We start from the raw sequence: 17,221 nt of genomic DNA, 5'->3' as shown, positions 1-17,221 counted from the left end.
TGGCAGTGAAGCGCAATCGGATTAAGCCAGGATTATGCCGTGCCAGCGCCGGATCGTCGCGGTTCAGGCGACAATCGACGCCTACCGGTTAACACTCGGTTAATCGCGTTCGGCCAGGATCGAGCACTTAATCGCACTGCCAAGGCTTCGAGATGCGCACTTTGCTAATTGCCCTGATGCTCCTTTTCAGCGGCCTGACCCAGGCCAACCCCTTTGCCCAGAGCGACTTCCTGCCGGTTAACAAGGCCTTCGTGTTCAGCAGCGAGCGGCTGGGCTCCGGGCAGATGCGCCTGCACTGGAAAATCACCGATGGCTACTACTTGTACCAAAAACGCCTGAAGTTCGACGGCCTGCCCGTCGAGCAGCAGCCTGCCTTGCCAGAAGCCTTGCCCCATCAGGATGATTTCTTCGGCGATACCAAGGTGTATCGCGGCGAGCTTGAGCTGATCCTGCCCGCCACCGCCAGTGGCCAGTTACGCATGGGCTGGCAAGGCTGCGCCGATGCCGGCTTGTGCTATCCACCACAAACCAACCTGGTCAGCCTGAGCGACACGGCTGTCGATGAACAAGCCAGCGATCAGGCCCTGGCCGGCGGCCTGCAGCAGTCGAGCCTGGCCTGGAGCCTGCTGGCTTTCCTCGGCCTGGGCCTGCTGCTGGCCTTTACCCCGTGTTCGCTGCCGATGCTGCCGATTCTCGCCGGACTGGTCCTCGGCAACGGCGTGAGTGCCCGCCGCGGCTGGGCATTAGCCAGCGTCTATGTACTGAGCATGGCCCTGGTGTACGCCGCCCTCGGCGTGATCGCCGCGTTGCTGGGTGGAAGCCTTCAGGCCTGGTTGCAACAGCCCTGGTTGCTCGGCACCCTGGCCGGCTTGTTTGTGTTGCTGGCTTTGCCGATGTTCGGGGCGTTCGAGTTGCAGTTACCCGTCTGGCTACGCGATCGCCTGGAACGTGCAGGACACGGCACCCGTGGCGGCAACCTGTATGGCGCAGCCCTGCTGGGTGCTCTTTCGGGGCTCCTGATGGGACCGTGCATGACCGCGCCCCTGGCCGGCGCCCTGCTGTACATCGCCCAGAGTGGCAACGCCCTCCACGGTGCATTGGTGCTGTTCACCCTGGGCATAGGCATGGGCTTGCCGCTGTTGCTGCTGGTTACCCTGGGCAATCGCTACCTGCCACGTCCAGGCCCCTGGATGAACCTGGTCAAGGGCCTGTTCGGTTTCGTGTTCCTGGCCATGGCCCTGTATACCCTGCGCACTGTGCTGGAACCGTCGCTGTGGCTGGGCCTGGCCGGCGCCTGGCTGATCGCCCTGGCCTGGGCGGCATGGCCCGCGCTGCACGGGCTGCGTCCGATCCGCGCATTGCCGCTGATGCTGGGGTTCTGGGGCAGCCTGCTGGTGATCGGCGCAGCCGCTGGCGGCAACGACCCCTGGCAACCCCTGCAGCCCTTCCGCGCCGGTAGTGGCACGGTTGCCAGCGCCGCCGTCCATAGCGACGCCTTCATCACCGTCAGCCAGCCAACTGACCTGCAACGCGAGCTGGAAACCGCCAAGGCCCAGGGGCAGTGGGTGATGCTGGACTACTATGCCGACTGGTGTGTGTCGTGCAAGGTCATGGAAAAACAGGTGTTCGCCCGCGCCGATGTGCTGGCCGCGCTGAACGACGTACGCTTGCTGCGTCTGGATGTGACCGCCGATGCGCCCTCCAGCCGTGAACTGCTGCAACGCTACCAAGTGCCGGGGCCGCCCAGCCTGATCTGGATCGGCCCGGAAGGTAACGAACGCCGCAGCCGACGCATTACTGGTGAAATCGATGCGAAGAACTTCCTCGAACAATGGGCCCAGACCCGGAGTCAAGGCTGATGCTGACCATAAACCTCGGGCCGCTGACCATGGCCGTCGATCATCTGTTGCTACTGTGCGCACTGACCCTGGCTACGCTGGTCGGCTGGCGGGTGGCCAAGCGCGATGGCGACAACCCCGAATCGGTGCTGTTCAGCCTGTTCCTGTTGGGTTTGTTGGGCGCGCGCCTGGGATTTGTGCTCAGCTACTGGCCGATATACCGCGATGATCCTCTGCAGATCGTCGACCTGCGCGATGGCGGCTTCCTGCTCTGGCCGGGGCTGCTGGTGGTGGCCATCGGTGCAGTGTGGCGCGGCTGGCGCCGCCCTGCGCTGCGCCGGCCCCTGGGCTGGGGCCTGTTCAGCGGTGCGCTGCTCTGGCTGCTTGGCAGCCTGGCCAGCCACCTCTATGAGCAGGGCACGCAACTGCCCGAGGTGAGCCTGCACAAGGCCGACGGTCGGGCCGTGCAACTCACCTCATACCGTGGCCGGCCGCTGGTCATCAACCTCTGGGCCACCTGGTGCCCGCCATGCCGCCGGGAAATGCCGGTACTGCAACAAGCTCAGCACGAGCACCCGGACATCACCTTCCTGTTCGTCAATCAGGGAGAAACCCCGCAGACGGTCAGCACCTTTCTCGCCACTACCGGGCTCAACCTGTCCCACGTGCTGTTTGACGGCGGTGGACAGCTGGCGCAGAAAGTCGGCTCCATGGCCCTGCCTACCACCCTGTTCTACAACGCCGACGGCCGCCTGGTCGGCAGCCACCTGGGCGAGCTGTCGCGGGCCAGCCTCAGCCACGCCCTGGAATCCTTCGAGCGCACACCCGCGCCCGCTGTCACCAACGTTTCAAGGAACGACACATGCACCCTTTGCTGAAATTGCCCCTGACCCTCACCTTCGGCCTGCTGGCCAGCCAGGCCGCCATGGCCGAAACCCTGCCCAAGGCCGTGCAGCAGATCGAAGCCAAGGGCGTAAAGATCAAAGGCAGCTTCGACGCCCCCAACGGCCTGCGCGGTTACGCCGCCGAATACCAGAACCGCGGTATGGCGTTGTACCTGACACCCGATGGCAAGCACGTGCTAGTCGGCAGCCTGTTCGATGAACAAGGCCAGGATTTGAGCGAAGCACCGCTGCAGAAACTGGTCTATGCACCGATGGCCAAGGAAGTCTGGGCGAAGATGGACAAGAGCGCCTGGATCGCCGACGGCAAAGCGGACGCACCGCGTGTTGTGTACCTGTTCAGCGACCCAAACTGCCCTTACTGCAACATGTTCTGGCAACAGGCGCGGCCATGGGTCGAGTCGGGCAAGGTACAGTTGCGCCACATCATGGTCGGCATTATCCGTGAAGACAGCCCAGGCAAATCGGCGGCGCTGTTGGCCAGCAAAGATCCGGTCCAGGCCCTGCACAAACACGAGAGTGCCGGCAAGGCCAGCAACCTCAAGGCACTGGAAAAAATCCCCGCTGCCGTGCAAAGCAAGCTCGATGGCAACCAGGCGTTGATGGAGGAACTGGGTTTGTCAGCTACTCCGGCCATCTTCTATCTGGATGAGCAACAGCAACTGCAAACGCAGCAAGGCGCGCCACGACCGGAGATGCTCGGAAAAATTCTCGGCAAGCGTTGATCCACTGACAACAGGTTGTAACACCTGCACGAGCAAAGCGTCTGGAGAGTACCTCTAACTGTGAAGGAACTCTCCATGACCCGCCCCGCCTACCTCGATGCCTTTGTGCGCTCCTCCCTCGACATCACGTTGCTGCGCCTGAGCCTGATCGTGATTTTCATCGGTTTCGGCTACACCAAGTGGTTCGCCTATGAAGCCCAGGCACTCATTCCACTGATCGACAGCAGTCCGTTGCTGTCCTGGATGCATCCAGCCTTCGGCATCCAGGGCGCCAGCTATGCCCTGGGGGTGGCGGAGTGGGCGATTGGTACCGCGTTGCTGACCGGCTTCTGGCACCCGCGCTGGGCGGTGGCCGGGGCGCTCGGCTCGGCGATCACCTATCTGACCACCCTGACCCTGATCCTGACCACGCCCGGGGGCTGGGAGAACAGTGCCGGCGGCTTTCCGGCCATGGGTGGCGCGACGTCCTTTCTGATCAAGGACGCCGTGCTGCTGGCCGCCTCGGTCGTGCTGCTCAAGCACGACCTGCAACGTACCGACCCCACCACCCCCTAAGCCCTACAGCGCTTCAAGCTCGGCCATCAGGTCACTGAGCCGGTCGACCTTGTCGTCACTCAGCTCACTGGCCTTGAGGCCTTCCACGTATCTCGCCAGTTCCTCGACGGTACTGCACTCGAACATCGCCCGCAACGGCACGTTCAGTTGCAGTGCCTTCTGTACCCTTGAGGCGATCTGGGTAGCCAGCAGGGAGTGCCCACCCAGCTCGAAGAAGTTGTCGCGCACCCCGACCTGCTCAACGTTGAGCACCTCGGCCCAGATAGCGGCCAGGGTCTGCTCCAGCTCGCTGCGCGGTGCCAGGTAACCCTGACTCTGCTGAGCAGCGAAATCGATGGTCGGCAGGGCCTTGCGGTCGAGTTTGCCATTGGCATTGAGCGGCAGTTGCTTTAGCCAGGCCCAATGCAACGGGACCATGTACTCGGGCAGCTCGGCACGCAAACGCTGCTTGATCAGGTCGAGCAGCACGCTGGTGTCCGCTGCCGCATCGCTGGCCACCAGGTAGCCCACCAGGTGCTTGCCGTTGACACCTTCCTGAACCCCCACCGCCGCGTCGCGAACCTCGGCCTGCTCATGCAGACGCGCTTCGATCTCACCCAACTCGATGCGGTAGCCGCGAATCTTCACCTGATGGTCAATACGACCGACATATTCGAGCACACCATCCGCGCGCCGCCGCGCCAGGTCGCCCGTACGGTACAGACGCTCGCCCGCTGCCCCGAACGGATGCGGAATGAATGCCTGGGCGGTGCGAACCGGATCGCTGACATAACCACGACCTACGCCGGTGCCAGCCACACAGAGTTCACCTACAGCCCCCAGCGGTACCAGCGCTTGATCGTCGCCCAGCAGATACAGACGGTTGTTGTCGGTCGGCGTGCCGATCGGCAGGTAACTGCCGCGCGCCGAGGCCGCATCGACGCGGAAGAAGGCCACGTCATCAGAACATTCCGCCGGGCCGTAGGCATTGACCAGGCCGATCTGCGGATAACGCTGCAACCATTGCGAGGCCAGCTCAGGTGGCATCGCCTCTCCGGTCGGCAACATCCAGCGCAGGCCGTCCAGTTGCTGATGTTCGTTGGCGAGCATGCCCTGGATCAGCGACGGCACGCTCTCCAACACCGTGATACCGCAAGCCTGGACGTGCTCAAGCAGGCCCTGGGGATCGTGGGCAATGGTATTGGGTACAATCGCCACCTGGGCACCGAACAACGGCGCGGCGAGGAACTGCCAGACCGAGATATCGAAACTCTGCGAGGCGGTCTGGGCAATCACATCCTGTTCGTCCAGTTGCAGGTACGGCACCTTGCTCAATTGATTGTTGAGCATGCCGCGCTGCTCAACCATCACGCCCTTTGGCAAGCCAGTGGAGCCGGAGGTGTAGATCACGTAGGCAAGGTTGTCCGGCGCGCTGTAGATGCCCGGATTGAAGTCTGCCAGCTCGGCGTTCTGTATCTGCTCCCAGATCAACAACTGCGCACGCCCCGCACAGGCCAGTTCATCCAGCAGCGCGCGTCCCTGCTCGGCGCAGGCCTGGCTGCAGACCAACACCGGCGTGCGACTGAGCTCGACGATGCGTTGCAGACGCGCCGTCGGCAGACCCGGATCGAGCGGCAAGTAACCGGCACCGGCCTTGAAGCTGCCGACGATCATGCCCAGCAACGGCAAATCGCGCTCGGCCAGCAATGCCACCGGCTGGTCGATACTTACCCCGGCAGCGAGCAGGGCGTGCCCCAGACGGTTGGCTTGATGATTGAGTTGTGCATAGCTGATCGACTGTTCGAGGCACCGCGCTACAGTACGTTGCGGATGGGCTGCGACTCGTGCTTCGAACAGTTGCACATAACTCTGCTCCAGGGGGTAGGCCCGTTCGCTACGGTTGCAATCATCGAGCAGGAAGCAGCGCTCCTGCTCACCCAGCAGCGCCAGCTCGCTCATGTCACCGAGCAAGCCATCGGCCAAAGCCAGCAACAGGCGCTTGAACTCGGCCAACAGGCACTCGACGGTCGAGGTGTCGAAATAGCGCTGGTCGAACGACAGGTGCAGCCCCAGGTCATCGCCCGGATAGCAAACCGCGGTCAAGGGGAAGTTGGTATGGGTACGACCGGAGTCGGAACTGGCGTTAAGGTGCTGCGCGCTCTCCAGTACCGCCACTTCCACGGGGGCGTTCTCGAACACGAACAGGCTGTCGAACAACGGCTGGCCCTTGGGCAACTCGCTGCATTCCTGAATGCTCACCAGCGGCAGGTACTCGTACTCGCGCAACTCCATATTGCGTTCGAACAAACCTGTGAGCCATTGCCGGACGCTGCAACGCTCACCGGCAGCCGGCAACTTCACCCGCAAGGCGATACTGTTGATGAACAGCCCGACCGTGCGCTGCATCTGCGGCATGCTCACCGGCCGACCGGCCACGGTAACCCCGAACACGACATCGCGTTCGCCGCTGTAGCGGCTCAACACCAGGGCCCAGGCCGCCTGGGCGAAGGTGTTGACGGTCAGCTGATGGGCCTGGGCCAACTCACGCAGGCGGGCGCCCTCGCTCACATCAAGACGGGTGTAACAGTCGCCGACGATCATCCCGGCGTTTTCGCCGCCGTGATCGCGCAGCAACGGCCGGTCGCTCGGCACCGCCGTGCAGCGTTCGAAGCCCTGCAGGTTGTCGCGCCACCACTGACGCGCTTCGTCCAGGTCCTGGTGCTGCAGCCAGCTGATGTAATCGCGGTAGCGCGGCGGTACCGGCAATTGGACCTCGCGGCCTTTGCCCAGGGCCATGTACAGCTCGAAGAAGTCGTTCATCAGCAACGAACGGCACCAGGCATCGATGAGGATGTGGTGGTTGCTCATCATGAACCAGTAGCGGTCCGCACCGACGCGGATCAGGCGCAGGTGAAACGGCGCCTGTTGCAGCAGATCAAAGCCGGCTTCGCGCTCCTGCTTGTGCAGGGCCTGCAGGCGCGCTTCCTGCTCGTCCTCGGCGCTGTCGGCCCAGTCCAGGTAGTCGAGCGCGGTGTTGCCCGGTTTGTGGATGATCTGCAGCATGGCTTCGCCGGCGTTCCAGCTGAACGATGCGCGCAGGGCCTCGTGACGGGCGACCACTGCCTGCCAAGCCTGGGCAAAACGCTGCGGGTCCAGGGCGCTGTTGATCCGGTAGCGGTCCTGCATGTAGTAGATGCCGGTGCCGGGTTCGAGCAGGGTATGCAGCAACAGCCCTTCCTGCATTGGCGTCAGTGGATAGACGTCTTCGATCTGTGCCGCTGGCACCGGCAAGTTGTCGATCTGCTCCTGAGTCAGTTGCGCCAGGGGGAAGTCCGACGGGGTGAAGCTGCCGTTGCCGGGGCTCAAGCAGTGCTCAATCAGGCCAAGCAGTTCCGTTTTGTAGGCCTGGACCAGGTGCTCAATGGTGCCTTCATCGTAGCGTTCACGGCTAAAGGTCCAACGCAGCTGCAACTCACCCGCGAAGACCTGACCATCGACACTCAACCAGTTGGGCAGCGGTGCCTCCAGGTCATGGGCCTCCCCGGCCGGCTCATCCACCGGCTGGAACAGGGCATCGGCCTGGAATTGCTGGTCGAACTGGCCTAGGTAGTTGAAGGTGATCCGCGCCTGCGGCAAGGCCGCCATGCTTTCACGTACCGCTGTATCGGCCAGGTAGCGCAGCACGCCGTAACCCAAGCCCTTGTGCGGCACCTGGCGCAGTTGTTCCTTGATCGCCTTGATCGAAGCCGCCTGCCCTGGCGCACCTTCGCCAACCGCAGGGCTCAGACTCAGCGGATAGGCACTGGTGAACCAGCCGACACTGCGGGTCAGGTCCATGTCCTCGAACAGGTTTTCCCGGCCATGGCCTTCCAGTTGCACCAGCACCGAACTGTCGCCGCTCCAGCGACACAGGACCCGGGCCAGGGCCGTCAGCAGCAGGTCATTGACCTGGGTGTGATAGGCCGCTGGCGCCTCCTTGAGCAGTTGCCGGGTCTGCTTGGCATCCAGGCGCAAGCTGAGGGTATGCGCCTGTTCATGCAGGTTCGCCCCCTGCGGATGATCACATGGCAGCTCACGGTGAGCCGCACACAACTGGGTCTGCCACCAGTGCTGCTCGTCGCGCAGTGAATCACTGCCGGCATAGGCCACCAGGCGCGCGGCCCAATCGCTCATGGCACGGGTTTTGGCCGCCAGTGCCTGGCCACGGTAAAGCGCCTGCAAGTCTTCGAGCAACACGCGCCACGACACACCGTCCACCACCAGGTGATGGATCGCCAGCAGCAAACGCTGCTGGCCGTAACTGTCTTCAACCAGCGATGCCCGCAGCAGCGGCCCGTTGAGCAGGTCAAGGCTGCGCTGCACGTCGCTGTACAGCGGCTGACAATCGGCAAAGCGGGTGACCGACACCTGCCAGAGCAATTCGCGGTTTCCCCCCTGGACATAGTCGCCCTGCCACTGGCCGTCCTGCGCGCTAAAGCGCAAGCGCAGCACGTCGTGATGTTCGACCAGTCGCTGCAAGGCCTGCGCCAGCGCCCTGGGCGTCAGGCGCTCGACCGGCGCCAGTAATACAGCCTGGTTCCAGTGCTGCGGCTGCGGCACATCGCTGTCGAAGAACCACTGCTGGATCGGCGTCAGCGCAGCGCGACCGCTCAATGGCCCTTGATCGACCTGGCTGTCGTCGCTGCAGCGAATCACACTGGCCAGTGTCTGGATGGTCTGGTGCTGGAACAGGTCGCGCGAGGTGAAATGCAGGCCCGCCTGACGCGCACGACTGACCACCTGGATCGACAGGATCGAGTCACCGCCCAGCTCGAAGAAGTTGTCCTGCAAGCCGACCCGCGGCACATTCAACACATCGCGCCAAAGGTTGGCCAACTGCTGCTCCAGCGCGTTGCGCGGCGCTTCGTAGTGTTCACGTCCGTGTTCCAGATCAGGCGCTGGCAGGGCACGGCGGTCAAGCTTGCCGTTGCCCATCAGTGGCATTTGCTCCAGCAGCACCAGATGGGTTGGCACCATGTAATCCGGCAGGTGCAGCCGTAGCTGGGCCTTGAGCGCATCGCGCAGCGCAGCCTGCACAGCGCTTTCGGCCTGGGCCTGATCGCAGACCAGGTAACCAACCAGCTGTTTGCCGCCCGGCATGTCCAGGGCCAGCACTACTGCCTCGCGAACCGCCGGATGCTCCAGCAGGCGCGTCTCGATTTCCCCCAGCTCGATACGGAAACCGCGAATTTTCACTTGATGGTCGATACGGCCAACGTACTCGACCAACCCATCGGCACCCTGACGCACTAGGTCGCCGGTGCGGTACAAGCGCCCGCCGTCAGTGCTGTACGGGTCGGCGACAAAGCGTTCGGCAGTGAGCCCAGGCCGCTCATGGTAACCCTGGGCCAGACCTGCTCCGCCGACATACAGCTCACCAATTCCACCCTGGGGCAGCAGCGCCAGATCGGCATCGAGAATGTAAGCCACCCGGGCACCGACCACGCTGCCGATCGGCACACTGCCGGCACCGGCTGGCAACTGCTCCGGTGCCAGGCACGCCAGCGGCATGACCACAGTTTCTGTCGGCCCATAGGCATTGAAGAACTGCTGTGGCACGAACGCCTGGCGGATCCGCTGCAGGTGCTCACCGGTCAGGGCTTCGCCACCGGTGATGCACAGGCGCACCGGCAAGGTTTCGTTGCGGCTGGACAGCCACTGGGCCAATTGGCTGCCATAGCTTGGGGTAAAGCCGAGGATCGACACTTGCTGCTCGCGAATCAGCGAGCAGATCTCTTCGGCGCCCCACTGCCCTTGGGCACGTAACACGACCCGCGCGCCAGACAACAACGGCACCAACAGGCGCTCGGTAGCAGCGTCAAAATTGATCGAATAGAAGTGCAGCTCGCAGTCGTCGCTGCGCATGCCGAAACGTTCGATGACCGCCTGGCAGTGCATGGCGATCTCGCCACGGCTGACCACCACGCCCTTGGGTTTGCCGGTGGAGCCGGAGGTGTAGATCAGATAGGCCTGATGACCCGGCAGACTCCGCGTAGCCAGCGGCTCGCGGCTGACCTTGGCAAGAGCCGGGCCGTCGTTTTCCAGGCTCCACAGGGCGACCTGACCCGGCAATTCGCCCAGCGCCTCGAACAGGCTGCGCTGACCGAGCAATACGCTGATGCCGCTGTCTTCGATCATGTAGTGCAAGCGTTCCAGCGGGTACTCCGGATCCAGCGGTACATAGGCGCCACCGGCTTTGAGAATCGCCAGTAGCCCCACCACCATCTCCAGCGAGCGCTCTAGCGCCAGGCCCACCCGTACCTGCGGGCCAACGCCGCGCTCACACAGCACACGGGCCAATTGGTTGGCGCGGGCGTCCAGCTCTGCATAGCTCAGGTGCTGACCGGCAAAGGTCAGGGCCAGGGCTTGCGGCTGGCACGCCGCCTGGGCGCTGAACAACCCTTCGATGGTCTGGCCCAGGTCTGCCTCAAGGTCGCCTTCGAGGCTGTCACGCAGTTGCTGTTGTTCGCCCCTCGCCAGCATGGGCAACTCGCACAGGCGCTGCTCGGGATTGTCGAGCATTGCCGCCAGCAGGTTCTGCCAGTGCACAGCCATCTGGGCGATGCGCGGCTCGTCGAACAGGTCGCAACTGTAGGTCAGGCAGCAACCCAGACGACGGTCCAGGTCGGTGACCTCAAGGTTGAGGTCGAACTTGGTCGCCCGGGCATCGTTGACCAGGTAGTCCACCTGCATGCCAGACAATTGCCGACTTTGCTGGAACTCCCAACGCTGGACATTGCACATCACCTGGAACAGTGGGTTGTAAGCCGTGCTGCGCGCAGGTTGCAGGGCTTCGACCAGTTGCTCGAACGGCAGGTCCTGATGAGACTGGCCTTCGATCACGGCCTGACGGACCTGATCGATCAGCTCGCCGACACGCATGTGTCCATCGAGTTGACAGCGCAGCACCTGGGTGTTGAGGAAGGCGCCAATCAGCCCCTCGCTTTCCGGCCGGATGCGGTTGGCCACCGGCGCACCGATGCACAAGTCCTGCTGGGCGCTGTAGCGATAGAGCAGCACCGCCAGGGTCGCGGTCATGGTCATGAACAGGGTCAGACCGCGCTCGGCATTGAAGGCGCGAACCCGCGCCGCCAGTTGTGGGCTGAGGTCGAAGCGATAGAGCTCGCCACGGTGACTTTGCAGCGCTGGCCGTGGACGGTCGGCGGGCAGTTCCAGGAGCGGATGCGCATCACCGAGCTTGGCTTTCCAGTAGTCAAGCTGTCGCTGGCCTTCACCGCCCTCCAGCCACTGGCGCTGCCAGACGCTGTAGTCCAGGTACTGCACAGGCAAGGCTGGCAGCGGCGACTCACGTTCATCGACAAAGGCTTCGTAAAGCTCGCCCAGCTCGCGGGCGAAGATGTCCATGGCCCAGCCTTCAGTGACGATATGGTGCAGCGTCAGGACAAAGTAGTGCTCGTGCTCGGCAGCCTTGACCAGACAGGCACGCAGTAGCGGACCGCGTTCCAGATCGAACGGCTGGTGTGCCTGTTCATCGGCAAAGGCCTGTAGACGCGACTCGCGCTGCGCCGGGCTGTGCGCGGAAAAATCCTGCCAGTGCATCTGCACATTGCTGTCGCTGTGCACGCACTGGTACGGCACACCGTCGATGCTCGGGAAGGTAGTACGCAGGGTCTCATGACGAACGATCAAGGCTTGCAAGGCCTGCTCGAAGCGGCTGACATCCAGCACCCCGCGCAGCCGTGCCATGCCGCCGACGTTATAGGCCGGGCTGTCCGGTTCCATCTGCCAAAGGAACCACATGCGCTGCTGGGAGTAAGACAACGGCACGGCCTGGCGACGATCGATACGCGCGATCTCACCCTGCAGGTTGTACGCCCCACTGTGCTGGATACGCTCGATCTCGCGGGCAAATGCCTCCAGCTCGCTGGCTTCGAACAACACCCGCAACGGCAACTCGACATTGCAGGCCTGGCGGGTGCGGGAAATGATCTGGGTAGCCAGCAACGAGTGGCCACCCAAGGCAAAGAAGTCGTCCTGCAAACCAACCTGTTGCAGCCCCAGCACTTCGCGCCAGATGGCGGCGATCTGCTGTTGCAGGGCGGTGCTCGGCTCGATGTGTTCGCGGGTGCTCCAGACCGGCTCCGGCAGCGCTTTGCGTTCGACCTTGCCGCTCGGCCCCAGAGGCATCTGCGCGAGGTGCATCAACAACGCTGGCACCATATAAGACGGAAGTTGTTCGCCCAATGCCGAAATCAGTTCCGCGTTGTTTTCAATGCCGCTGTAATAACCGACCAATTGCGCACCGGCGACGGTCTGGCGGATCAGTACCAGCGCCTGCTCCACGCCCGGCTGGCGCAGCAGGCAGGCTTCAACTTCTTCAGGCTCGACGCGAAAGCCGCGCAGCTTCACTTGCTGGTCAACACGGCCCAGGTACTCCAGGGCTTCCAGCGACGCCACCCAGCGCGCCCGGTCACCACTGCGGTAAAGGCGCTGGCCATCACCCTCCGGCTGGGGCACAAAACGTTCAGCGGTCAGCCCTGGACGCCCGAGATAACCGCGAGCCAGCCCTGCTCCACCCAGGTACAGCTCGCCGGGAACACCGGGGGCACTGGGCTGCAGTTCATCATCGAAGACCCGGCACAAGACGTTGGCCAGCGGTCGACCGATCGGCGAATGCGAACCATCGGCCTCACTGCACTGCCAGTGAGTGACGTTGATCGCGGTTTCGGTCGGACCATAGCGGTTGTGCAGCACCACCTGCGGCAGCACCTGCAGTACTCGGTCACGCAGTGCTGCAGACAACGCCTCACCGCCGGAAAACAGACGACGCAAGCTAGTGCAGCCCGCCGTCAGCGGCTCTTGAACAAAGACCTGCAGCAGGGCCGGAACGAAGTGCAAGGTGGTCACGCCATGCTCACGCACCAGCGCCGCGATGCGCTGCGGATCACGGTGCTCGCCAGGACCTGCCAGCACCAGTCGACAACCGCTGACCAGCGGCCAGAAGCACTCCCAGACCGACACGTCGAAGCTGATGGGCGCCTTCTGCATCAGTACATCGTGCTCATCCAGCGCGTAGTGCTCCTGCATCCACTGCAGGCGCTCGGCCAGGGCCGCATGGGTGTTGCCCACGCCCTTGGGTTGCCCGGTGGAGCCGGAGGTGTAGATCACGTAGGCGAGGTTATCGCCGTGCAGGTGCAGGCCCGGCGGCTGGCACGGCCAGCTGTCGAGCTTGAGCCGGTCCATGGCAATGGCGCTGACCCCTTCCACCTGCGGCAAGCGTTCGAGTACATCGCTATGACTGAGCAGCAGACCCGCACCGCAGTCGGCCAGCATGTAGGCCAGGCGCTCAGGCGGATAATCGACATCCAGCGGTACATAGGCGCCGCCAGCTTTGAGAATTGCCAGCACGCCAATCAGCAACTGCGGCGAACGCTCAGCAGCAATAGCCACGCAGACATCCGGGCCGACGCCCTTGTCGCGCAGGTAATGGGCCAGCCGGTTGGCCTGCTGGTGCAGGCTGGCATAGTCGAGGACGCCGCCTGCCCATACCAGCGCGGTGTGCTGCGGGGTCAGCCGGGCCTGCTCATTGAGCTGTTCGACCACCCACTGCTGGGCCTGAGGCGCAGGCGCCTGCCCCCATTCAAGCAGTTGTTCACGTCCTTGAGCATCAAGCAGCTGCAGGTCGCCAATGGCCACCGTCGGGGTTGCGCAGACCTGCTCCAGAACGCTGAGCAGATGAGCAGCCAGCCGCTGCACGCTAGCGGCGTCGAACAACTCGCTGGCGTAATCGAAGGACAGCGACAGACGCCCCTGGTGATCTTCTTCGCTATGCAATTGCAGGTCGAACTTGGCCTCGCGGCTGTGCCATGGCAGCTCTTCGGCGAGCAGCCCGGGCAAGCGCCGCAACGCAGCCAGATCACGTTGCTGGTGATTGAACATGACCTGGAACAGCCCCTGCTCACGGGCTTGTGGGAAGGCTGCGAGCAATTGTTCGAACGGCAGGTCCTGATGGGTCTGGGCCTGCAAGGTGGCCTGACGGACCTGGGCCAGCAGATCGGCGAACGACAGACGCGAATTCAGCTGCGCACGCAGGACCTGGGTATTGATGAAAAAACCAACCAAGCCTTGGGTTTCCAGGCGTGGACGGTTGGCATTAGGCACCCCCACACGGATATCGGACTGCCCGCTGTAGCGGTGCAGCACACTCTGGAAACCGGCCAGCAAGAGCATGAACAGCGTACTGTGGTGCTGGCGGGCGGTGCTGCGCAATGCCTCGGCCAGGGGCGCCGGTACACGCAGGCTAAGGCGCGCGGCCGATTTGTTGTGCTGGCTTGAACGCGGGTGATCGGTGGCCAGGTCGAGCACCGGGTGTTCATCGCCCAGTTGCGCCTGCCAGTAGTGCAGTTGCCGTGCTGCTTCGCCCTCGGCCAGCCATTGCCGCTGCCAACTGCCATAGTCGGCGTAGTCCAGGGCCAGCTCCGGCAGTTCGGCCTGCTGTCCCTGGCAGTGGGCGGCGTACAGACGCGAGAACTCATCGATGAGGATATTCATCGACCAGCCATCGGCGATAATGTGGTGCAAGGTTACCCATAGCTGATACTCCTCGCTGCCCAGGCGTACCAGGGTCACCCGTAGCAATGGGCCGGCTTGCAGATCGAACGGTTGCTGCGCTTCGGCCTCCCGCCGAGCCTGTACTTCATCGCTGTCGACGTCGCTCAGGTCCAGATCCTGCAAACTCAACGCCAGCGCCGGCAGGATGCGTTGCAGCGCCTGGCCATCAACCTCGGCAAACACCGTGCGCAGGGACTCATGACGTTCGACCAGGGCCTGGAGGCTGGACTGCAAAGCCGCCTGGTCCAGCTCGCCGCGCAAGCGCAACGCCCCCGGAATGTTATAGGCGGCGCTCTGCGGCTCCAGTTGCCAGAGCAACCACAGACGGTTCTGCGCCAGTGACTGCGGCAATGCCTGGGCGCGAGCGAGGCGTTTGATCGCGCCGTTGGCCGCACCACCCTGTTGCTGTACTGCGGCGACAGCGGCGCAGAAGTCGCTGAGCAGGGGCGCGTCGAACAGTACCCGCAAGCTCAACTGCAGCTCCAGCTCATCGCCCAGGCGGGCGGTGAGCTGGGTGGCGGCAATGGAGTTGCCGCCGAGCAGGAAGAAATGATCATCGTCGGCGACCTGCTCCACGCTCAGTTGCTCGCACCACAGGCGTGCGATCAGGCTGTGCAATGGATTGTCCTGCACGCCGTCAGCGACCGCCACAGACTGCTGGGCACCCGGGAAACGTGCATAACAATCCAGACTGCCATCATTGATCCGCAGACGGCAGGCCGAACGCTGCAGCTTGCCGCTGGAGGTCTTGGGCAGCGCCCCCGGATTGAGCAGCAGGACCACCGCCGGGGCTTGCTGGCAGGCATCGGCAATAACCTGACGCACGGTCTTGATCAGGCTTGCCGGGGTGATGATCTTCTGCACATTGCGGCTGATTTCTACGGCAACACCGATGCCCTCCTCACCCTGGTCGTCGACGGCGAACACCGCCACCCGCCCCTTGCGCAATACCTCGATCTCACGCTCCAGGGTCTTTTCCAGGTCCTGCGGGTAGAGGTTGTGACCACGAACAATCAGCAAGTCCTTGAGACGGCCGGTGACAAACAGCTCCCCCTCGCGCATAAAGCCCAGGTCGCCGGTGCGCAACCAGGTCTGCCCGCCTTGCTCGACAAAGGTCTGCGCGGTGGCTTCAGGGTTGCGCCAGTAGCCTTTGGCAATGCTTGGGCCACAGGCCCAGATCTCGCCGACCCGGTTGTCGGCCAGCACTTTCAGGTGCTGCGGGTCGACAATCTGCACGCTGTGCTCGGGCTGGCTGCGCCCGCAACTCATCTGCACCGAATCATTGCCAGGTTCGGCGCTGTTGCGCGCCAGAGCGCCGGCATCCAGGGTCAAGGCGCCAATGCCTTGGCCACGGGTACTGCCGCTGACAAACAGGGTCGCCTCGGCCAGGCCATAGCTGGCAAAAAAGCTCTGGGCGCTGAAGCCACAGGCGGCGAACCTCTCGGCAAAGACCTGCAGGCTGTCCTGGCGGATCGGCTCGGAACCAGAATAGGCCACACGCCAGCGGCTCAGGTCGAGGTCAGCCAGGGCTGCGCTGCTGACCCGCTCGCTGCACAGGCGATAGGCAAAGTCGGGACCGCCACTGATGGTGCCGCCATGATCGCTGATCGCCTGCAACCAGCGTTGTGGTCGGGCGAGGAAGTAGGCCGGCGCCATCAGCACACAAGGCACGCCGCTGAAGATCGGTTGCAGCAAGCCACCGATCAGGCCCATGTCGTGGTACAGCGGTAACCAACTGACGATCACATCGTCCGGATTGAGGTCGATGCCGAAACCATGGCGGATCAGCACCTCGTTGGCCACCAGGTTGCCGTGGCTGACCTGCACCCCCTTGGGTAACGCCGTGGACCCGGAGGTGTACTGCAAGAAGGCGATGTCATCCGCCTGCAGCACGGGTGCTTGCCAGGCATCTGCCAGCTTTGCGGGCAGGTGATCGACCGTCAGCAACTGCGGCGCGGCTTCCTCGGTCAGCACCTCAAGCGCCTGCAGGCTGTCGTGCAGAGCGCCGGTGGTCAGCAACAGGCGCGGCTGGGCATCGCCGATGATCGACAACAGGCGCTCCTGGTGATGACGCCGGGAGGACTCCGGCGGATAAGCCGGCACGGCAATGACCCCGGCGTACAGGCAGCCGAAGAAGGCAGCCACATAATCCGCACCGCTGGGAAACAGCAGGATGGCCCGATCGCCGAAGGCGCTGCGCTCTTGCAGGGCTGCGGCGATGGTACGCGCACGCAGGTCCAGGTCCCGGTAGGTCAGCACAGCCTCCTCTTGCGGGTCGTCGGCCAGAAAGCGCAAGGCAACCCGCTCCGGGGTTTGCGCAGCACGTTGTGCCAGTGCCTGGACCAGCGTAACCGGGAGTTCGAAGGCGTCCGTCATGGGAGGGTTCCTGCCAGAGTCTGTACGTGAAATCAGGGCTCGACAGTGGCGCGGACCGGCTTTGCGGTTGCATGTTGCGCCTGTCGAGCGCCGGGGGATGTACACAGAGGAACGGATGGACAGGGCAAATAATTAAGCGCCGCATGCTGCTTCGGCAGGGTTTCAGGCGGGGACTATTTGAAGCGGATCACACGCTTGGACTTATAACCAAAATTACCCGATACGCATTACTTTT

The 17,221-nt window shown here is 63.5% G+C and carries 5 protein-coding genes; 4 read left to right on the top strand and 1 reads right to left on the bottom strand.

Annotated features, from left to right (window positions below; genetic code table 11):
* Positions 1-152 precede the first annotated feature (152 nt).
* The 4 genes from dsbD to ACRESH_RS08520 all read left to right on the top strand — a co-directional run bounded on the left by dsbD (position 153) and on the right by ACRESH_RS08520 (position 4,020).
* On the top strand, positions 153-1,859 hold the full coding sequence (gene dsbD / locus ACRESH_RS08535; protein ID WP_431741573.1) for a protein-disulfide reductase DsbD: 1,707 nt from the start codon (positions 153-155) through the stop codon (positions 1,857-1,859).
* Positions 1,859-2,716 carry a prolipoprotein diacylglyceryl transferase family protein gene (locus tag ACRESH_RS08530; protein WP_431741572.1) on the top strand — a complete coding sequence of 286 codons (858 nt, stop codon included), beginning with the start codon at positions 1,859-1,861 and terminating at the stop codon, positions 2,714-2,716. Before dsbD ends, ACRESH_RS08530 begins: the two co-directional genes overlap by 1 nt.
* A complete protein-coding gene (gene dsbG, locus ACRESH_RS08525; RefSeq protein ID WP_431741571.1) occupies positions 2,701-3,465 on the top strand; it encodes a thiol:disulfide interchange protein DsbG in 765 nt (254 codons plus the stop codon). The genes ACRESH_RS08530 and dsbG overlap by 16 nt, the downstream gene beginning before the upstream one ends.
* A 75-nt stretch (positions 3,466-3,540) precedes the next feature.
* Positions 3,541-4,020, top strand: coding sequence for a YkgB family protein (locus ACRESH_RS08520; protein WP_431741570.1), 480 nt, complete (start codon positions 3,541-3,543; stop codon positions 4,018-4,020).
* Between the two features lie 3 nt (positions 4,021-4,023).
* On the opposite strand, the gene ACRESH_RS08515 is transcribed toward ACRESH_RS08520, so the two are convergent.
* Positions 4,024-16,986 (bottom strand): non-ribosomal peptide synthetase, encoded by a 12,963-nt coding sequence (locus ACRESH_RS08515; protein WP_431741569.1) that lies wholly within the window; start codon positions 16,984-16,986, stop codon positions 4,024-4,026.
* Positions 16,987-17,221: the final 235 nt, after the last annotated feature.

The organism is Pseudomonas sp. (assembly GCF_050739775.1).
Taxonomy (GTDB): Bacteria; Pseudomonadota; Gammaproteobacteria; order Pseudomonadales; family Pseudomonadaceae; genus Aquipseudomonas.
Note: the sequence above shows the minus strand (reverse complement) of the source record. Positions and strands in the feature narration are given on the sequence as shown.

Bases quoted from the DNA above. Each gene is read 5' to 3' on its own strand.
- dsbD (WP_431741573.1), top strand. From the start codon at position 153: ATGCGCACTTTGCTAATTGCCCTGATGCTCCTTTTCAGCGGCCTGACC.
- ACRESH_RS08530 (WP_431741572.1), top strand. From the start codon at position 1,859: ATGCTGACCATAAACCTCGGGCCGCTGACCATGGCCGTCGATCATCTG.
- dsbG (WP_431741571.1), top strand. From the start codon at position 2,701: ATGCACCCTTTGCTGAAATTGCCCCTGACCCTCACCTTCGGCCTGCTG.
- ACRESH_RS08520 (WP_431741570.1), top strand. From the start codon at position 3,541: ATGACCCGCCCCGCCTACCTCGATGCCTTTGTGCGCTCCTCCCTCGAC.
- ACRESH_RS08515 (WP_431741569.1), bottom strand. From the start codon at position 16,986: ATGACGGACGCCTTCGAACTCCCGGTTACGCTGGTCCAGGCACTGGCA.